Annotated in this window: 20 protein-coding genes; 7 read left to right on the top strand and 13 right to left on the bottom strand. The window is 51.1% G+C overall.

The genetic code is table 11. The features are described from left to right. Position 1: 1 nt before the first annotated feature. The gene (locus ACLPHM_RS08310) at positions 2-469 is read left to right on the top strand and encodes a universal stress protein (protein WP_430220792.1); all 468 of its coding nucleotides are present in this window, start codon (positions 2-4) and stop codon (positions 467-469) included. A gap of 169 nt (positions 470-638) precedes the next feature. Here ACLPHM_RS08310 and ACLPHM_RS08305 read toward each other — a convergent pair whose 3' ends face one another. The 7 genes from ACLPHM_RS08305 to ACLPHM_RS08275 all read right to left on the bottom strand — a co-directional run bounded on the left by ACLPHM_RS08305 (position 639) and on the right by ACLPHM_RS08275 (position 8,468). Continuing rightward, the gene (locus ACLPHM_RS08305) at positions 639-773 is read right to left on the bottom strand and encodes an MFS transporter small subunit (RefSeq protein WP_430220791.1); all 135 of its coding nucleotides are present in this window, start codon (positions 771-773) and stop codon (positions 639-641) included. 12 nt (positions 774-785) lie between these two features. After that, positions 786-2,195, bottom strand: a complete 1,410-nt coding sequence (locus ACLPHM_RS08300; RefSeq protein WP_430220790.1) for an L-lactate MFS transporter — start codon at positions 2,193-2,195, stop codon at positions 786-788. Between the two features lie 110 nt (positions 2,196-2,305). Then, entirely contained in the window at positions 2,306-2,563 is a 258-nt protein-coding gene (locus tag ACLPHM_RS08295) for a formate dehydrogenase subunit delta (protein ID WP_430220789.1), read from the bottom strand. A 16-nt stretch (positions 2,564-2,579) separates the two neighbouring features. After that, the gene (fdhD, locus tag ACLPHM_RS08290; RefSeq protein WP_430220788.1) at positions 2,580-3,428 is read right to left on the bottom strand and encodes a formate dehydrogenase accessory sulfurtransferase FdhD; all 849 of its coding nucleotides are present in this window, start codon (positions 3,426-3,428) and stop codon (positions 2,580-2,582) included. A 14-nt stretch (positions 3,429-3,442) separates the two neighbouring features. Further along, positions 3,443-6,379: a formate dehydrogenase subunit alpha gene (gene fdhF / locus ACLPHM_RS08285; RefSeq protein WP_430220787.1), complete on the bottom strand. Its 2,937-nt coding sequence runs from the start codon at positions 6,377-6,379 to the stop codon at positions 3,443-3,445. Between the two features lie 11 nt (positions 6,380-6,390). Next, positions 6,391-7,965, bottom strand: a complete 1,575-nt coding sequence (locus ACLPHM_RS08280) for a formate dehydrogenase beta subunit (RefSeq protein ID WP_430220786.1) — start codon at positions 7,963-7,965, stop codon at positions 6,391-6,393. Further along, positions 7,962-8,468 (bottom strand): formate dehydrogenase subunit gamma, encoded by a 507-nt coding sequence (locus tag ACLPHM_RS08275; RefSeq protein WP_430220785.1) that lies wholly within the window; start codon positions 8,466-8,468, stop codon positions 7,962-7,964. The genes ACLPHM_RS08280 and ACLPHM_RS08275 overlap by 4 nt, the downstream gene beginning before the upstream one ends. Positions 8,469-8,666: 198 nt before the next feature. On the opposite strand from ACLPHM_RS08275, the gene ACLPHM_RS08270 reads away from it, so the two are divergent. The 3 genes from ACLPHM_RS08270 (at position 8,667) to mobA (ending at position 11,590) form a co-directional block, all read left to right on the top strand. Then, positions 8,667-9,770: a substrate-binding domain-containing protein gene (locus ACLPHM_RS08270; protein ID WP_430220784.1), complete on the top strand. Its 1,104-nt coding sequence runs from the start codon at positions 8,667-8,669 to the stop codon at positions 9,768-9,770. A gap of 154 nt (positions 9,771-9,924) precedes the next feature. Continuing rightward, positions 9,925-10,998 (top strand): GTP 3',8-cyclase MoaA, encoded by a 1,074-nt coding sequence (gene moaA / locus ACLPHM_RS08265; protein ID WP_430220783.1) that lies wholly within the window; start codon positions 9,925-9,927, stop codon positions 10,996-10,998. Position 10,999: 1 nt separating this feature from the next. Further along, positions 11,000-11,590, top strand: a complete 591-nt coding sequence (gene mobA, locus ACLPHM_RS08260; protein ID WP_430220782.1) for a molybdenum cofactor guanylyltransferase MobA — start codon at positions 11,000-11,002, stop codon at positions 11,588-11,590. A gap of 20 nt (positions 11,591-11,610) precedes the next feature. On the opposite strand, the gene ACLPHM_RS08255 is transcribed toward mobA, so the two are convergent. The 6 genes from ACLPHM_RS08255 to ACLPHM_RS08230 form a co-directional block, all read right to left on the bottom strand. After that, complete coding sequence (locus ACLPHM_RS08255; RefSeq protein WP_430221379.1) at positions 11,611-12,816, bottom strand: molybdopterin molybdotransferase MoeA; 1,206 nt, start codon at positions 12,814-12,816, stop codon at positions 11,611-11,613. 8 nt (positions 12,817-12,824) lie between these two features. Then, positions 12,825-13,283, bottom strand: a complete 459-nt coding sequence (locus ACLPHM_RS08250; protein ID WP_430221378.1) for a molybdenum cofactor biosynthesis protein MoaE — start codon at positions 13,281-13,283, stop codon at positions 12,825-12,827. Between the two features lie 2 nt (positions 13,284-13,285). Continuing rightward, on the bottom strand, positions 13,286-13,543 hold the full coding sequence (gene moaD, locus ACLPHM_RS08245; RefSeq protein WP_430220781.1) for a molybdopterin converting factor subunit 1: 258 nt from the start codon (positions 13,541-13,543) through the stop codon (positions 13,286-13,288). Continuing rightward, positions 13,536-14,075, bottom strand: coding sequence for a cyclic pyranopterin monophosphate synthase MoaC (gene moaC / locus ACLPHM_RS08240; protein ID WP_135864006.1), 540 nt, complete (start codon positions 14,073-14,075; stop codon positions 13,536-13,538). Before moaC ends, moaD begins: the two co-directional genes overlap by 8 nt. A gap of 80 nt (positions 14,076-14,155) precedes the next feature. Next, positions 14,156-14,797, bottom strand: a complete 642-nt coding sequence (locus tag ACLPHM_RS08235) for a response regulator transcription factor (RefSeq protein ID WP_430220780.1) — start codon at positions 14,795-14,797, stop codon at positions 14,156-14,158. Further along, the gene (locus ACLPHM_RS08230) at positions 14,790-16,682 is read right to left on the bottom strand and encodes a PAS domain-containing sensor histidine kinase (protein WP_430220779.1); all 1,893 of its coding nucleotides are present in this window, start codon (positions 16,680-16,682) and stop codon (positions 14,790-14,792) included. The genes ACLPHM_RS08235 and ACLPHM_RS08230 overlap by 8 nt, the downstream gene beginning before the upstream one ends. A 184-nt stretch (positions 16,683-16,866) precedes the next feature. Between ACLPHM_RS08230 and ACLPHM_RS08225 the strand changes: the two genes are divergently transcribed. The 3 genes from ACLPHM_RS08225 to ACLPHM_RS08215 form a co-directional block, all read left to right on the top strand. Continuing rightward, a complete protein-coding gene (locus ACLPHM_RS08225) occupies positions 16,867-17,853 on the top strand; it encodes a TRAP transporter substrate-binding protein (RefSeq protein WP_430220778.1) in 987 nt (328 codons plus the stop codon). A gap of 136 nt (positions 17,854-17,989) precedes the next feature. Further along, positions 17,990-18,610, top strand: coding sequence for a TRAP transporter small permease (locus ACLPHM_RS08220; RefSeq protein WP_430220777.1), 621 nt, complete (start codon positions 17,990-17,992; stop codon positions 18,608-18,610). After that, a partial coding sequence (locus ACLPHM_RS08215) for a TRAP transporter large permease (RefSeq protein ID WP_430220776.1) occupies positions 18,607-19,516 on the top strand: 910 nt, incomplete at its 3' end. The genes ACLPHM_RS08220 and ACLPHM_RS08215, both read left to right, overlap by 4 nt.

Raw genomic sequence — 19,516 nt, 5'->3', positions numbered from 1 at the left:
CATGTTCAAAAAAATTCTGATCCCTACAGATGGTTCTGCATTGTCGTCTCAGGCAGCCAACAAAGGGGTAGTTTTTGCAAAACAGATCGGCGCTGAAGTAGTAGCATTGCACGTCACTCAGCCTTTTGCAGCCACTGTGGGTTTTGATGGCATGGCAGCCGCCTACGCTATCACCGACGAAGACTACGAAAAAACAGCTTCTGAACAAGCGAATAAATACTTGAAAGCGGTATTGGATCGTGCTGAAACAGCTGGCGTGCCAGTGACTTCCCGCTCTGTGTCCAACTTCAATGTGGCTGATGGTCTAGTGAAAGCCGCTGAAGAAGAAGGTTGCGACCTGATTTTTATCGGTTCACACGGCCGTAGCGGTTTGTCCCGCTTGTTGCTGGGTAGCGTAACCGCCAAAGTATTGAACATGGCTCGCTGCGCCGTGCTGGTGTACCGTGTAAATCAACAAGAGAACGACTAAGCGTTGCGCTACTGTTGATTAAATAAAAAAGCCACATTACGTGGCTTTTTTTATTGCGTGTAACTTGCTTGGTAGCAGTGTGAAAGATGTAACTCACACTGAAGGGTAGCCAAGGCATCGCAGGAAATAGAAACTGCTACTGCGCTGAGCACAGTAGCATTTTTATTGCCTATTTAAACAGCGCGCTGGCTTTTACCAGGGTTTCCCATACACCGATGAGCAAGGGTATGCTCACGTACAGCCAGAATAGGACTAGCAGTACAGGAGAGGTCTTTTTGACAGTGGCAGAGGTAGGTTGTGTCATAACGGTCTCCTGTTACTCAGCGGGCTGCAGAGAGCGCAGTGATGCGTCTGCAGGTTTATCGGAAGGCATATGGTGTTTGGCACTTACAGGGCGAACCATCAGGTTACACAAGAAACCAATCACTAATAGCCCCGCCATGATGTACATGGTGGTGGTATAGGCTTGCGAAGCCGGTACACCGTTATCGACTTGGTACTGACGAATGTAGTTCACCAGCACAGGGCCCAGCACACCCGCTACCGACCATGCCGTTAGCAGGCGACCGTGGATCCCCCCTACAAAGCGTGTACCAAAGAGGTCAGCCAAGTAGGCTGGAATCGTGGCAAAGCCGCCGCCATACATGGACATAATTACGAAGTACGCAATCACGAACAGTGCTACGTTACCGGCAGAGCCAAAGCCTGGTACGGTGAAGTACAGCACAGACCCCAAGATGAAGAAGATCATGTAGGTGGTTTTGCGGCCAATGTAATCGGATACGGATGACCAGAAGAAACGGCCCAGCATGTTAGCCAAGGACAGCAAGCCTACAAACCCAGCGGCAGCGGCAGGTGTGATACTAGCAAAGCTATCTTGGATCATCACCGAGGCTTGGCCCAATACCCCAATACCTGCAGTCACGTTCAAGCACAGAATCCACCACAACAACCAAAATTGCGGTGTTTTCAATGCTTGATCAATGTGTACGTGATTGCGAGAAATCAGCGCGTTTTGTACTACGGGTGGTGTCCAACCCTCAGGTTTCCAGTCTGGTGCAGGGATACGTACCGCCAAGGAACCAATGGTCATGGAGATAAAGTACAAACACCCCATTACCACAAAGGTTTGCGTGACCCCCATAGACGTAGGTGAGGCAAAGTAATCCATTAAGCCTACCGACAACGGCGAGGCAATGAATGCACCACCACCAAAGCCCATGATGGCCATACCAGTAGCCATACCGCGCTTATCGGGGAACCACTTGATTAGGGTGGAAACAGGCGAAACATAGCCTACCCCCAACCCTATCCCCCCCAGCACCCCATAACCTAAATACACGAGCCAAATTTGGTGTAGGTGTATGCCTAGTGCAGCCACCATAAAGCCACCACCAAAACAGCAGGCTGCAGTGAACATGGCTTTGCGGGGGCCTACTTCTTCCAACCATTTACCCGCGAATGCGGCGGATAAACCCAGGAAGACGATGGCCAAACTGAAAATCCAGCCTAGAGTGGGCAAACTCCAGTCGCCAGGTGCAGAGGAGGTAATCCCCAGCAGTCGGGTCATGGGTTCATTGAAAACGGAAAAAGCATAAGCTTGACCAATACATAGGTGTACTGCCAGAGCGGCTGGAGGAATCATCCAGCGGTTAAAACCAGGACCTGCTGTAATACGGGCTTTGCTGAAAAAGCCATTGGAAGCTTGAGCGTTGGAAGTGCTCATGTTTGTCTCCTTATGCGCCATATGCTTGTAGTTGGCGTTTAGTACTATTGTTTTTTAAGAAGCTAGGAGAGCCGGGGGATAGACTGCCCCGGTCAGGTACTACAAACAGCTCAGGCGGTTGGGGCTGCAGGGTCCAGCTTGTCCCTGTAGCGGGTAATAGACTCCATAACAATGGCAGAGAGCTCGCCTCTTTCGCTTTTGCCATCAGGGTGTTGATCTACGTAGTTGTACAAGGATTGCCGCATGCGGGGATCCCAGAACAAGCGGATATGGTTGGCAATACCTTCTAGAGACTCCTCACGGTTAGGTTGAGACTCAAAAAAAGTTCCTATGCGATTGATCATCGGTATCAGGCTTTTACTATTCATACTCTATCGCCCAAAATTAAAAAGACAGTAAACGTTGTGGGTGGCTGTAAACATTGAAATGCTGTTCACGTCCAAAACCTATGAGTAATAGGTTGAGATCTTCTGCGAGTTGTGTGGCAAGGGTGGTGGGTGCAGACACGGCAACCAAGGTAGGAATACCGGCAGCAGCCGTTTTCTGCACCATTTCAAAGCTGGCGCGGCTAGAAACCAGCGCCATACTTTGCGCTGCCATTGCCAACGCATCATTACGCAGCAGGTGGCCAATGAGCTTGTCCAGTGCATTGTGTCGGCCTACATCCTCACGAATAACCTGAATCTCTCCCGCTAGGTTTGCCAGTGCTGCGGCATGGGTGGCACCTGTTTTTTGGTGCAACACTTGCTGCTGACGCAACTGGTGCAGGGCGCTCACTATAGCAGCAGGGGCTACGTTATAGAAAGGCTCAGGCAAGGCTGGCAATGCACGCTTGACGTCTTGCAGGCTTTCTAAGCCACACAAGCCACAGCCTGTACGACCAGCCAGTTGCCGTCTACGTAGCTTGAGCTGCTGTAAGCAGGCGCTGGCAATATCTAGGTCAATCACAATACCGTCAGGGGTGTGTTGCACCTGTATATCGTAAATGTCGTTATGACTGCGTACGATACCTTCGGTATAAGAGAAACCTACCGCCAAATCCTCCAGATCTAGTGGCGTACCCAGCAATACAGCATGGCTAATGCCATTGAATTGCAGCGCTATAGGTACCTCTTGGGCGATCAGGTCTGGCATCTCATGCAGCGCAAGGCTGGAAGCCTCGCACCGCACGATTTGAAACGTTGCCAGACCTTCTGCGGTCTGAGGTAGGGAGATGCATTCATCCGTAAGCATGACAGCTCCCGCGATTAGCTTTGGGTACTCAATGCTGGTTTTTTGTCTTGGCTGACAGGTGTTGCGACAGCAAGACTTTCCTCAGCTTCTTCTGGCGCTCGAGCTTCATCCAGCAACTGTTGTTGGATGTCGTTAAAGCGTGACCAGCGTGACTGCCAGTCAGAGACTTGGCCAGAGGTTACCTTGCTGATCTGTACCGCCGTGACCTTGTACTCAGGGCAGTTTGTTGCCCAGTCAGAGCTGTCGGTGGTGACCACGTTCGCCCCTGATTCAGGGAAGTGGAACGTGGTGTAGACCACACCGGGTTGCATACGCGAGGTTACAGTTGCACGCAGTACTGTTTCACCGGCACGGCTTTTCACCGCTACATAGTCACCTGTACGTACGCCACGGTCTTCTGCATCGTGTGGGTGCAGTTCCAGAATGTCTTCTTTGTGCCATGCCACGTTTGCGGTACGGCGGGTTTGTGCGCCCACGTTGTACTGCGACAAGATACGGCCAGTAGTGAGCAGCAAGGGGAACTTGCGGGTACTACGTTCATCGGTAGGCACGTACTGCGTAATGATGAATTTACCTTTACCGCGCACGAACTCATCAATGTGCATGGTTGGGGTGCCTTCAGGCGCATCGGCGTTACATGGCCACTGTACGCTACCACCCAGCTCATCAATGCGCTGGTACGACACACCCGTAAAGGTAGGTGTGAGGCGTGCGATTTCGTCCATGATCTCGCGTGGGTGTTTGTACAGCATGGGGTAACCCAAGGCGTTGGACAACGCGCAGGTCACTTCCCAGTCAGCCATGCCATTTTTGGGCTCCATCACTTTGCGTACGCGAGAAATACGGCGTTCGGCGTTGGTGAAGGTACCGTCTTTTTCCATGAAAGAAGAGCCTGGCAAGAACACGTGAGCGTACTTGGCAGTTTCGTTCAGGAACAGGTCTTGAACGATAATGCACTCCATCGATGCCAAGGCAGCAGCAACGTGCTGTGTATCTGGGTCAGACTGAACAATGTCTTCCCCTTGGCAGTACAAGCCTTTGAATGAGCCGCTCAGCGCTGCATCAAACATGTTTGGAATACGCAGACCGGGTTCAGGTTGCAGCGTCACGCCCCATTCACTTTCAAACTCGCTACGAGCTTCGTTGTTGGAAATGTGACGGTAGCCTGGCAACTCGTGTGGGAAAGAACCCATGTCACACGAACCTTGCACGTTATTTTGACCACGCAGCGGGTTCACACCCACGCCTTCGCGGCCAATGTTACCGGTAGCCATCGCCAAGTTAGCAATAGCCATCACTGTTGTGGAGCCTTGGCTGTGTTCGGTTACGCCCAGACCGTAGTAAATAGAACCGTTACCACCCGTTGCGTACAAGCGCGCAGCACCACGTACCAAATGTGCGGCAACGCCAGTGATCTCTTCAGTGGCTTCTGGAGAGTTCTCAGGGCGGCTCACAAACTCACGCCAGTCGTTAAAGGATTGGTCTTCGCAGCGTTCGCGCACGAACTCTTCGGCGATCAGGCCTTCGGTAGCAATCACGTGTGCCAACGCGGTCAGCATGGCTGTGTTCGTGCCTGGGCGCAGTGGCAAGTGGTAGTCGGCCTTGATGTGAGGGGAATCCACAAGCTCAGTAGCACGAGGGTCAACAATGATCAAACGTGCGCCTTCGCGGATACGGCGTTTCAGGCGTGATGCGAATACGGGGTGGGCATCGCTAGGGTTGGCACCAATCACAATCGCCACGTCGGTGTGCATCACCGAGTCAAAGGTTTGTGTACCAGCAGACTCGCCCAGCGTTTGTTTCAGACCATAACCGGTAGGGGAGTGACACACTCGAGCGCAGGTATCTACGTTGTTAGTACCGAATGCGGCACGTACCAACTTTTGTACCAAGTAGGTTTCTTCGTTGGTACAACGTGAGGAGGTAATACCTCCCACAGAGTCACGACCATATTTATCTTGAATACGGCGGATTTCAGACGCTGCGTAATTTAGCGCTTCTTCCCATGACACTTCGGTCCAGGCATCTTGGATGCTCTTGCGGATCATGGGTTTGAGGATACGATCGGCGTGTGTGGCATAACCAAACGCGAAACGGCCTTTCACGCAGGAGTGACCACGGTTCGCTTTACCGTCTTTCCATGGCACCATGCGCACCACTTCTTCGCCTTTCATCTCGGCTTTGAAACCACAACCCACACCACAGTATGCGCAGGTAGTGATGACCGCGTGCTCTGGCTGACCCAGTTCAATGACTGAGTTCTCCATCAAAGCAGAGGTAGGGCAGGCTTGTACACAAGCACCGCAGGACACACAGTCGCTGTCTAAGAACGCATCGCTTTGGCCTGCCGCAATACGGGACTCGAAACCACGGCCTTCTACGGTCAGTGCAAACGTACCTTGTACTTGCTCACAGGCACGCACACAGCGGCTACACACAATACAGTGCGAGGAGTCGTAGGTGAAGTAAGGGTTAGAGGTGTCTTTGCTTTCGTGTACGTGGGTAGCACCCTCAAAACCGTAACGCACGTTACGCAGGCCCACTACGCCTACGGTGTCTTGCAGTTCGCAATTACCGTTAGCAGGACACATCAAGCAGTCCAGTGGGTGGTCAGACACATACAGCTCAACCACGTTTTTACGCAGTTTGTTGAGTCTTTCGTTTTCGGTAGTTACCACCATGCCTGCTTCGGCAGGGGTGGTACAGGACGCGGGCGTACCACGGCGGCCTTCAATCTCAACCAAACAGACGCGGCAGGAACCAAAAGGCTCTAGCATGTCCGAGGCACATAGTTTGGGGATGTTGATGCCACCTAGGGCAGCAGCACGCATCACAGAGGTACCTTCGGGCACCACGACCTGTTGACCATCAATGGTCAGTTCGATCATGGTGGTGCTTAGGGATGCCGGAGTCCCTAGATCGCGTTCGCGTACGGCAACAGTTTCTAGCATAGTGGGCTCCTTTAGGCGGGTTGCTGACTGGCGTCTGCCGCAGTTGCCTGCGACTCCAGACCAAAGTCAGCGGGGAAGTGCTCAAGGGCAGACAGCACAGGCACGGGGGCCATACCGCCTAATGCACACAGTGAGCCAGCAAGCATGGTGTCACAGAGATCGCGCAACAGTTCTACGTTGTCTTCGCGTTTTTCGTTGCGGCGGATTTTCTGAATAACTTCTACGCCACGGGTAGAACCCACCCTACAGGGGGTGCATTTACCACAGGATTCGATGGCACAGAACTTCATGGCGTATTCAGCCATGTGACCCATGTCTACAGTTTCGTCAAAGGCCACGATGCCACCGTGACCTACCATTGCGGATACGGCAGCATAGGCTTCGTAATCCATAGGTACATCCCAGTGTTTTTCAGGCAGGTAAGCACCCAATGGGCCACCAACTTGGGCCGCACGTAAAGGTAGGCCTGTCGCAGAGCCGCCACCGTAGTCATACAGCAGTTCGCGCAGGGTAATACCAAAGGCTTTCTCTACCAGACCACCTTGTTTTAGGTTGCCGGTTAATTGGAAGGCTAAGGTGCCGCGTGAGCGACCCATACCGTAGTCACGGTAGTATTCGCCGCCTTTGGCCAAGATAGTGGGTACCGAGGCCAACGAAATGACGTTGTTCACCACGGTAGGTTTACCCAAGAAACCTTGCAGAGCAGGCAGTGGGGGTTTGAAACGAATCACCCCACGTTTTCCTTCTAAGCTTTCTAGTAGCGAGGTTTCTTCACCGCAAATATAAGCGCCAGCGCCTTTGCGCACTTCTAGGTCAAAGGTTTTGCCACTACCGGCAATGTTGTTGCCTAGCCAGCCCGCTTCATAAGCACGTTTGATGGCGTGGTCCAGTGCTTGAATCGCCAGAGGGTATTCAGAACGCACGTAGATATAACCCGAGGTGGCTTCCACTGCCAGACCGGCAATGGTCATCCCCTCTATCAGCGTACAGGGGTCGCCTTCCATCAATAGACGGTCAGAAAACGTGCCCGAGTCGCCTTCGTCGGCATTACAGACTATGTATTTTTGGTCTGCTTTGGCATTCAGTACCGTATTCCATTTGATGCCGGTAGGGAAGGCGGCACCACCGCGTCCACGTAAACCAGAATCCGTCACCATTTTGACGATGTCTGCCGGTGCCATGGTTAGGGCGCGTTTTAACCCCTCAAAACCACCGTGCGCTTGGTACTCATCCAAGTTAAGCGGATCAATCACACCCACACGGGCGAAAGTCAGGCGCTCTTGGTTTTTTAGGTAAGGAATTTCTTCAGTTAGGCCGTGGCATAGTGGGTGTGTTTTCCACTCAGCGGCAAATAGGCTTTCTACGTCATCTGGAGTCACGGGGCCGAAGGCGACACGGCCTTCGGGTGTACAGGCTTCAACCAAGGGTTCTAACCACAGCATGCCGCGAGAGCCGTTGCGTACCAGCTCAACTTCTATGTTTTTCTCGGCAGCGTGTTGCAAAATGGCAGCAACTACCTCATCGGCACCCATTGCAATAGCGGCGGTGTCGGCGGGTACATACAGTCGTAAAGGGGCTGTGCTCATTTTTGTACTCCTTCCTTGGCAAGCAGTGCATCCAGACGATCTGGGTTCATGCGTGCGTGCGGTTTGCCATCAAGCATCACAGCAGGAGATTGGGCACAGAGGCCCAAACAGTAGACGGGCTCAAGGGTAATGTCGCCATTGGGCGAAGTTTCGTGGAAATCACAGGACAGCTTTTGACGTGCGTGCGCGGCCAAGGCCTCGCTACGCATGGCCTGACAGGCCTCGGCCATACAGACTTCCAGCACATGTTTACCAGCAGGTTTCTGACGGAAATGGCTGTAGAAAGTGATCACGCCATGGACTTCTGCGCGCGATAGGCTAAGCGCACGCGCCACCAACACGACGACGCTATCTGGTAGATAGCCGATTTCATCCTGTACATGGTGCAGGATAGGTAGCAAATTGCCCTTTTTGTGGGCGTGGGCCGCAATAGCAGCATCCACAATTGCCTGATAGTGGCCGTCAGCGGGTTCAAATTGACTGACATGAGAAGGGATATGCATGGTGTACATCCTAAAACATCAGAATTTGGGTATTCTGAGGTTGCTTATATGAATTTATTTGCATAATATAAATAATGTTTTTCCTTAATCTACAAAGCAAACACAAATATATCAATAGGAAAACACTTGCATATTCAACAAGCATAATATGCAAACAATTACATAATTAAGGGTTAATACTCATCAAAAGGACAGTAGATGAGCAACCAATTTAAGGCCCAAATTGAGGCCGAATGGGTATTGGAAAATCACGATGGCGTCGCCTTTAAATTAGGCGAGGTGTTGAATTTATTGGGCGCTATCGAAAGCACTGGCAATATCACCGGGGCAGCTAAAGCTTGTTCGTTGTCGTACAGGCATGCTTGGGGGGTCTTGCGTCAGGCAGAGCAACAGTTCCAAGCCAGCCTGATTGAAACATCCCGCAGACAAGGGACAACCCTGACACAATTTGCCAAACGATTGTTGTGGGCAAACCGCCGCGTGCATGCTCGATTGATGCCCATGCTAGAAAGTATGGCGTCGGAGCTGCAAGAAGAGCTTTCTAGGTTATATGCGACCGAGCCGCCACGGCTGCGTTTGCACGCCAGCCATGGTTTTGCCGTAGAAGGCTTGATGCGTCTGGCTAACGACCTATCGTATTTGCCGCTAGAGCTACGTTATAGAACGGCGATAGAAGCGTTGAATTCGCTGCTGCGACGTGAGTGTGATATTGCGGGTTTTCAAGTACCACTAGGTAAGTATCAGTCTCAGGCATTGCATCATTACAGTGCATGGCTGCGTCCTGATCAGCACCAACTGATTTTCTTGAGTGATCGCAATACAGGATTATTTGTACAGCACGGCAACCCTAAAGGGGTGCGTGGTGTAGAGGATCTCTTGCGCCCTGATGTGCGTTTTGTGAACCGACAAATAGGTTCTAGCACACGCCATTTGTTGGGGCTAATTATTCAAGACCTGAATTTAGATTCCAATAATATCCAAGGCTATGACAGCACCGAACTGACGCACATGGCGGTAGCAGCACACGTTGCTAGTGACATGGCTGATGTGGGCTTTGGCGTAGAAACCGCTGCCTGTAGATGTGGGTTGGATTTCATCCCTATCGCCAGAGAGCGCTACTTCTTTGCTGTGCACAAAGACATCCTAGAGTCTGAGCTGATTAAACGGTTTTTGGCCCTCATACGGGGCGATGATTACCGTGGCTATATGAGTCAGTTAATAGGCTATCAGGCTGAAGGGATCGGTACGGTTATGGGTCTGGATGAAGCCTTTGGTACGGAAAAGTTGCCCGCTATATCGTAGCCTAGCGAACGGTATACGCAACACTTCTGCGGCAAAAGTGCTTCATTATCAGCATGATGGCTGATAATGGAACCATAAAATAATGTCTCCGTTACGGTACTGCGGAGGGGCAATGAATAAAAGCCTGACACAAATTACTCAGCACACTACAAGCATGACAAATTCGTCTCCTAAGCAGGCGTCACCACGAGTGATCCCTCTTGCCGAAAGCGGGGTGAAGGATCAGTTAGGGCGTCCACTGCATGATTTGCGTATCTCCGTTACGGATAAATGCAATTTCCGTTGTACTTACTGTATGCCGCGCGAGATCTTCGGGCCTGAGCACGAGTTCTTAGCGCAAAAACAGTTATTAAGCTTTGAAGAGATCACGCGAGTTGCGGGGTTGGCAGTGCGCATGGGCGTACGCAAAATACGCCTAACAGGTGGCGAGCCGTTACTGCGCAGACGCATTGAAGACTTAGTGCATATGTTGGCGCAATTACGTACTGTTGATGGCAAACCAGTAGAGCTGGCCATGACCACCAATGGCACATTATTAGCAGCCAAAGCTCGTGACCTGAAACAAGCAGGCTTGCAACGGGTGACGGTCAGTCTAGATGCCTTGGATGATGCCCGTTTTACGCACTTAAGCGATAGCAAAGTCTCGGTACGCCAAGTGTTAGACGGCATAGAAAAAGCGAGTGCCGAAGGTCTCTTTCCTGTCAAAGTTAATATGGTGGTGCGCAAGGGGTTGAACGACGATCAAATCTTGCCCATGGCCGAATATTTCCGCAATACGCCGCATATACTGCGTTTTATTGAGTATATGGATGTGGGCAATAGCAATGGCTGGAACATGCAGGAAGTGATGACGGGTGCCGAAATCGTATCCCGCATTCACGAGCACTATCCTTTAGAGCCTGTGCGAGCAAATTACACGGGTGAAGTGGCGGGGCGTTATCGCTATGTGGATGGTGCCGGTGAAGTAGGTATGATTACCAGCGTATCCCAACCCTTCTGTGGTGACTGTTCCCGTGTGCGCTTGTCTCCTGAGGGGCGTTTGTTCCTGTGCTTATTTGCTTCTCAAGGGGTGGATATACGAGGCCCGCTGCGTGCAGGTGCGACAGACGATGCATTGGCGGGCTTATTAGCAGGTACATGGCGAGCCAGAAAAGACCGTTATTCTGAAGTGCGTGGCGAAGTAGGGCAGCACGCCGAAAAAGTAGAGATGAGCTATATAGGTGGTTGAGATGCGCATTGATGGGCTAATTCTAGCGGGCGGGCAATCCCGTCGCATGCAAGCCTTGGGGGCAGTAGATAAAGGTTTGCTCACGCTAGAGGGGCTATCTTTTGCTGAGCATGCCACCAAACGCTTAGGCCCGTATTGTCAGCAGCTCTTTATTAGCGCTAATGCGCACCAAGCCGATTATGCAGCGTGGGGCGAGGTGGTGGGTGATGGCGAATACGAAGCTCAAGGGCCGTTGGCAGGAATGCTCGCGGTGATGCGTCGTAGTCAGGCTGACTACATTGTGACCCTCCCCGTAGACAGCCCTTTTGTGTCGGATCAGGTGATTCGCACCATGGTGCAGCAAGCGTCTCTGTCACCAGAGGTGGCTATTCATTATGCGTATGCGGTGCAAGCACATCCACTGTGCGCCTTATTACGTACTGATTTAGTAGAGTCTTTACACGACTATTTGGCTCAAGGCGAGCGCCGCGTACAAAGTTGGTATGCATCGGTGAATGCTAAGACAGTGCACTTTGGTGACGCTGCCGAGGCGGAATTCTTGAATGTGAATACGCCTGAAGATTGGCAGCACGCGCAATCACTGCGCGGCTAGCTGCCAATCAGGTGGTGCTGCTACGCGCACCAGTGGGCAAAGTCGTAATAACGTACTTGAGTGCCGGGCGTGACGTCGGTGTCGGCAGGTACTCTGGCCAAGCCTGTAGCCCATGCTAAAGAGCTAATAATGCCGGAACCTTGTTGAGGGTAGGGCAGAAGGTGCAGAGAACCATCCTCACGAGTAATGGCTTGCACACGTAGGAATTCTTCGCGGGCCCCATGCAGGGTTTCATCGCAGTCTAGCTTGCCATAGCTGGTGCGAGGCAAGGCGATTGAACGGCCCTGCAACACACGAACCAGCGGTGTCACCATCAGCGCAAAGACTGCATAAGCCGATACAGGGTTACCTGGAAGACCAATAATTGAGGTGTTGTTGAGCGTAGCCAGCGCAACGGGTTTACCGGGTTTCATGCGCACTTTCCATAGTTGCAATTCACCACCAGCAGCTTCAATGGCCGGTTTGACTAAGTCTTTATCGCCCACTGAAACACCACCTACCGTTAGGACTAGATCACATTCGTGACTGAGCTTTTCCAGTGCAGCCTGAATGCTTTCCAGTGTATCGGGGGCGTGTATAACGTGCGTAACCTCTGTCTGCATTTCTTGCGCTAAGGCGCGCAGCATAGAGGCATTAGAGTTATAAATTTGCCCGGTTTTTAAGGGTTGGCCGGGCTCAGTGAGTTCGTTTCCAGTCGTTAGAATCCCCACGCGTAAGCGATCATATACCTGAACTTCAACGATGCCTTGTGCTGCCAACATAGCGATGTGGCTGCTATCCAGTAAGGTGCCACGTTGCAGAATTGGTTGCTGCTGCGCCATGTCTTCACCAGCGTAGCGCACGTGTTGCCCTTTGATGGGGGCTTCTAGAATGCGTAGTTGGTTATCGTCTTCAGAGCACAGTTCTTGAATGACAACGGTGTCGGCATTTGCAGGAATCAAACTGCCAGTGAACAAACGTACCGCGTAGCCTGCTTGCAGTGCTTCAGGCACATCACCGGCATACACACGCTGTTGTATGGGCAACGCTTTATCGGTGTGGTAGTCGGCAAAACGAATGGCGTAACCATCCATCGCGCTATTGTCTGCGGGGGGGATATTCAAGGCGGCATGTACGGTTTCTGCCAGCACTCTGCCTCGTGAGTTATGCAGTTGAACGGACTCTGTGCGGTCTAACGGTTTGCCTGCGTCTACCAGGCGTTGTTGGGCAATATCAAAATCTAGCAGGCTCATGATCAGTCGTTATCCCATAAAGCAGTTTTTTGGGCATCAGACTCATGTTGCTGTACCCAGATTTTTTGGCCGTCTTGCAGTTGTTCGCGTTTCCAGAAGGGGGCGCGGGTTTTGAGTGCATCAATAATGTATTCGCAGGCTTTGAAAGCTTCGCCACGGTGAATACTGCTGACGGCTACAAACACAATTTGCTCATCACGGTGCAAGGTGCCAACACGGTGCACGACACGGGTGGCGAGAATATCCCAGCGTTCTTTGGCTTGCGTGCAAAGGGCTTCAATTTCGCGTTCGCACATGCCCGGATAGTGTTCCAGTATTAGCGCTTCAGTGGGGTGTTCGGGTTGATAATCGCGTACGTAACCAATAAAGCTTAGCAGGGCACCAGTCTGGCCGGGGTGTTGCTTGTACAACTGCTGTATCAGTTCTTGCGCGTTGAAATCGGCTTCTTGTACGGTGACCATCATTAGCCTCCGGTAACAGGCTCAAATACAGCTACTTCATCACCGACGTGTATCGGTGTTTGCTTGTGGGCGTATTCTTGATTGACGGCAATTTTTAGTCGACGTTGTAGCGGTGCTAATTGGGGATAGCGTGCCACTAGGCTTTCAACCCAATCCGCTACTGAGATTTCGGCAGACAAGGGCCAGCTTTCTTGGCGTGTGCCAGTTAACTCTGCCACTTGGGCAAAATACAGTACGGTGATAGACGATGCATTAGTCATGAGCGGATTCCTCTGTTGCATGCCATTCCCCGCTTTTGCCGCCTGATTTGTGCAGCAGTCGTAACGTTTCAATCACGATACCTTTGTCTGCGGCCTTGCACATGTCGTAAATCGTTAGTGCAGCCACGCTACATGCGGTCATGGCTTCCATTTCTACCCCAGTGCCGTGAGTGGTTTTACAGGTGGCATGAATAATCACACTGCTGTTGGGGGCGTCGATGGTGAATTCTATAGTGACCACAGCCAGCGGCAGGCTATGGCATAAAGGAATGAGTTCTGCACAGCGTTTGGCGGCTTGAATCCCGGCAATATGCGCGGTGGTTAGTACTTCGCCTTTAGCGTTATCTTGCGCAGAAAGTAGAGCAAAGGCATGCTCGCCCAGACGTACACGTCCGTATGCCGTAGCAGAACGGGCGCTCAGGTTTTTATGGCTGATGTCCACCATGCGAACGCTGCCGCTTTCGTCAAGATGACTCAAACGAGCGTCTGAGCCTGGGATACCGAAGCCGGTAGAAGAAGGTGTGTTCGCCATGATGAGAAACAGAAGCTAGGGGTTAATCTACAGGGTTGCCTTATTATAGGCATGTCATGGTGGCACAGTATTGAACTGGCTCAGGATTCAAGGTTATCGGTGGGCATAAAGTTTTCGTTCCCACAGACACGGGCAAGTTCCAACAAATTTTTGGTGCCAGTTTTTTCTAAAATTCGGGCACGGTGTACTTCAATAGTGCGCATACTGACGTCTAGCACTTCAGCAATTTGTTTGTTCAGCATGCCTTGCAGCGCCAGTTGCAGTACTTGTTTTTCACGCGCTGATAATGAGGCTAGTTTGTCATGCCACACTTGCTGGCGCAGGTGCTCATCACGGTGCAGTTGATAGTCTTTGAGTACTTCCAGCACTCTATCCACAAGGTCGTTGTCATTGAAAGGCTTTTCAATGAAGTCCACGGCCCCCCGTTTGAGAGATGCGACGGCCATGGGCAGATCACCGTGTCCGGTTAAAAAGATCACGGGTTGCGTAGCCCCTTTTTCTAGCAACTGATCAAACACTTCTAGGCCCGATAAACCTTCCATACGTATGTCTAACAGCAAACAGCCGTTGAGCTCAGGATGCCAAGCTTGCAGAAAGCTTTCGCCCGAGTCCCATTGCTCGGTAGGTACTTTACGGGTTTTGAACAACCATGCTAGGGCATCCCGTATAGCCTGATCATCATCAATAATATGTACGATGGCCGATGAACGTGCGTTAGTCATGTTTGGCAAGAGGTAAGGTAAAGACGAAAGTGGCACCGTGGCTGGCAGAGGACTCATACCATAACGTACCTCGGTGAAGTTCAATGATAGATCTACAGATGTTTAATCCTATTCCCATACCATTTACCTTATTGGTAGAAAAAGGCTGGAATAGCAACGGCATCATTTCAGGTGCAACGCCGGGGCCTTGGTCGCTGATGGCGAGCAAGGCGTGTTGGCCACGGGTCTGAACGTTGATCTCTATTTTACGCTGATCCAGTGGCTGGTTTTTGAGCGCTTCTAGTGCATTACGTAGCAGATTGAAGAGTACTTGTTCAATCATGATGCGATCTGCCATCACGTACAGCTCAGCTTCAGGAATATCCAAGGTGACACGTACCTTGTGTTTAAGCATCTCATTATGGATAAAGCCCAAGCTATCGAGCACGATGGGCCGCAATTTCTCTGACTGAACCAAAGGCTCACGTTTACGCACAAAGTCGTTAGTACGTCGGACGATTTCACCAGCACGCTTATTTTGTGCGGCCAAGTTTTTTAGACCACTGCGTAGGTCGTCAGGGCTGCTGTCAGTATCTTCCAGTAAATTCAAGCAACCTGCCGCATAGCTCGCCACCGCAGATAAAGGCTGATTGAGTTCGTGTGCCAAGGTAGAGGCGACTTCACCCATACTCATTAAGTGGGCTGTTTTTTGTAGCTGCTCGGCTTGTTGGCTTGTACGTTCTTCTTGGGCTTTGCGCGATGAGATATCAATAATAGAGCCCATCCAGCCCATGTGCTTACCCTGATTATTAATCAGCGGGGCTTCGTGTACCTGTATATCCAGAATAGAGCCGTCACGATGCTGAAAGCGAGTCTCAAAGCTTTGGGCGGTAGGCATGCGATTTTGTTGGTAATGCCTATCTAGCGTTTCATTCACCATATCTGGTGGCCACCACGGCATGGGTGGTGCAAGACCAATAATCTCATTGGCTTCCCAGCCCACCAGTCTACAGAAAGCAGGGTTGACATAGAGAATACGGCCTTCTAGGTCGCGGGCACGCATACCCGTGGTCATGGAGTTCTCCATGGCTCGTCTAAAGGCTTGCTCATCTAACAAAGCGTGTTCGGCTTGTTGGCGTTTGCGGGCGTAGTAGTACTGCACCAATAAGCTGATGATGGCAAAAATAGCTAAGCCTACGATCACAATGATCAGTAGTGTTTGGGTAGAAGTAGAGCCAGAGGTGTAGGGTTTTAATTGCAGCCTCACACCGTGTAAGGGTGGGTCTACCGACATGCTGTGGCTGAGTTCACTGGTCTTTAGCGCGGCATTGACTCGTCTGGCAATGACCCTATCACTGTTGTTATCGACCAGAACAATCTCATACTGGCCAGCCACCCACCACGGTATTTGGCTGGTGAGCAACTGGTTAAGCGATAACGAGGTGCGTAATAGCCCAGTAGGTTGATTGTTGGCACCGAAAATAGGGACTTGGAAATCCACCAGCACTTCGTTGAGTTGTTCATCTTGGCGGGCAGGAAACCATGCCTTGAAGCGAGGTAAGGGGGCTGTTGCAGGTAGCGGGTTATACCCTCGAGGCAATGTAAGAGGGGCTTCTCGCTGCTGGTCAAACCAACTGATGACTTGTAATTCAGGGTGTATATCTTTTACATGCTGCAGGCGTGTGAGTAAAACATTTGGATCTTGCCCTTTACTAATCTCTTGTGCCAGTCGCTCAATGTTTTCTTCATGAGTGCGTAATTGGAAGAATAAATTTTGCTCAACCCATAATGCATCTTCAATCAGTTTAGTGCGTAACTCATCAACACGATCTTTGCGTAATAACAGAATAAACAGCGTAATCAGGATCACGATAATAGCGATAGCTAAAATCGGTGCGTAGCTCATAAAGGCGTTCAATCTGGATGAGCCGCTTAGGTGTTTACCCTGAAAAGTGCTGCTAAAAATACGCATATAGGTGGTTACTTCGGATTTCCACAATAGAGGAAGAAAAAAAATATTTTTACTCTGCGGGGTATTCGTTTTTTTATAACATTTGCAAATAGACCTGCAGGGTCATGGAGGGGAAAGAATGAAAAAGATCTTTACACTGACGCTGGTTGCCTCAGCACTGATGGCATCTAGTGCGTGGGCAGCTGATCCACTCGTGATCAAGTTCAGTCACGTGGTGGCCCCTGATACACCAAAAGGTAAAGGCGCAGACCGTTTCAAACAACTGGCGGAAGAATATACCGATGGCAAAGTAGTGGTAGAGGTATATCCAAACTCCCAACTGTACAAGGATAAAGAGGAACTGGAAGCCTTGCAATTGGGTGCTGTACAAATGTTGGCTCCGTCCTTAGCTAAGTTTGGTCCTTTGGGCGTGCGCGAATTTGAAGTGTTTGACTTGCCATTTATCTTTGAAACAAAAGACGATCTGCGTAAAGTCACCAACGGCCAAGTTGGTAAAGATTTGCTAGCAAAACTAGAGCCTAAAGGTATTAAAGGGTTGGCCTATTGGGATAACGGTTTCAAGGTCATGAGTGCGAACTCCCCTTTGCATACTCCTGACGATTTCTTGGGCCTGAAAATGCGTATCCAATCTTCCAAAGTGTTGGAAGCGCAGATGCAAGCATTGGATGCTGTTCCACAGGTAATGGCTTTCTCTGAGGTATACCAAGGCCTGCAAACTGGCGTGGTAGATGGTACCGAGAACCCACCATCCAACATGTACACCCAGAAAATGCACGAAGTGCAAAAGCACGCGACCAACTCTAATCACGGTTACTTGGGCTATGCCGTTATCGTGAACAAGAAGTTCTGGGAAGGTCTGGATGAAGAGACTCGTACACAGCTAGAAAAAGCGATGGAAGAAGCGACTGAATACGCTAACGAAATCGCTCAGCAAGAAAACGACGAGTCCTTGGCTGCGATGAAAGCCTCTGGCAAAACTACGTTCTACGATCTGACAGATGAAGAGCGTCAAGAGTGGATCACTCAGTTGCGTCCTGTACATGAGCAAATGGCTTCCCGCATTGGTCAGGAAACCATCGACGCTGTGTACAAAGCTGTTGAATAAAACCACGTCATGAGCTGGCGCAGCACTGCGCCAGTTTTTCTGGTTTTCAGGTCAGTGGTATAGACCACATCTTATAGGCTTGACCCTGACCCCGCTGTGGCGTTGCCGCGCGGGGTGTACTGGTCTCGGAGAAGCCATGTTTTTACGTTTTTTAGATAAGTTTGAAGAGATTCTGATCTCTTTATTAATGATTGCGGCCGTGCTGATTATTTTTGTCGCTGTGACACAGCGTTACTCTGTGTCGTTGCTGGCAGATATGGTGGCGTGGTCTAGATCGCATGATTATCCACAGATGGCGGCCGTGTTGCGCTCCGCTTACCGTTCGGTAGTGAGCGTGAATATGTTGTGGGCGCAAGAGCTGTGTATCTACCTGTTTGTGTGGATGGCTAAGTTTGGTGCTGCCTATGGCGTGCGTACGGGTATCCACGTGGGCGTAGACGTGCTGGTCAATGCTGTGTCCCCCGGTAAGCGCAAAGTGTTGATCGTGATTTCCTTGCTAGGTGGTGCGTTGTTTACCGCTTTGGTGGCATGGATTGGTGGCAGCTTCGTGTATGGCATCAGCCAGACAGCTCAAGTGTCCGCTGATTTGGAAGTGCCTGTGTGGATTGTGTACCTTGCTGTACCAGCTGGTTCGGCGTTGATGTGTTTCCGTTTCTTGCAGGCGCTGTACGCGTTCCTCACCCGAGGTGAGTACGAGCACGAAGAGCCTGGCGAAGAGTGGTTGGATGATATGAGGAAAGACGGAGAATCCGCATGACCAGTTTTATTATTTTCGCGCTGCTAGGCGTGCTACTGCTCACAGGGATGCCGGTATCCATCGCGCTAGGTCTGACGGTGATGACATTCTTGTTCACCATGACCAGCGTACCCATGGACAGTATTGCTCTGAAACTGTTCACCGGTATTGAGAAGTTCGAGATCATGGCGATCCCGTTCTTTATTTTGGCAGGGGGCTTTTTGACCCACGGCGGGGTGGCGCAGAGGATGATTCGATTTGCCTCCTCGATGGTGGGTCATTTGCCGGGCGGTATGGGTTTGGCCGCTGTATTGGCGTGTGCACTGTTTGCCTCTATTAGTGGTTCGTCTCCTGCGACGGTGGCGGCTATTGGTTCCATCATGATCCCTGCGATGGCCAAACAAGGTTATCCAGTACAGTTTGGTACCGGTATTGTGTCCACATCGGGTGGCTTGGGTATTTTGCTGCCGCCCTCTATTGTGATGGTGATGTACGCCGTAGCAACCAGTGGCATGATGGTAGAAGGCCCTGATGGTGTACGCGTCGGTACAGCCTCAATTGGTCAGCTATTTATTGCGGGTGTGGTGCCTGGTTTGATCTTGGCATGTATGTTGGGTATTACCACCATGTACCGTGCATGGAAGCTGGACTACCCACGTATGCCTAAAGCCAGCATGCGTGAACGCTGGGTAGCCTTCAAAGATTCCGTCTGGGGTCTGATGCTTGTGGTCGTAGTGATGGGCGGTATTTACAGTGGCGTGTTTACACCCACTGAAGCGGCTGCCATCAGTGCGGTGTATGCCTTTGTGATCGCCGTGTGGGTATACAAAGACGTTAAGCTTAAAGACGTACGCAAGATTGTGTTGGAGTCTGCCGCGATGAGCGCGATGTTGCTGTATATCATTACCAACGCGGTGATGTTTGCCT

The sequence above is a fragment of the Paenalcaligenes sp. Me131 genome (genome assembly GCF_050487225.1).
GTDB lineage: Bacteria > Pseudomonadota > Gammaproteobacteria > Burkholderiales > Burkholderiaceae_B > Paenalcaligenes.
The sequence above is the reverse complement of the archived record's forward strand: the minus strand, read 5'-3'. Positions and strand labels throughout refer to the sequence as shown.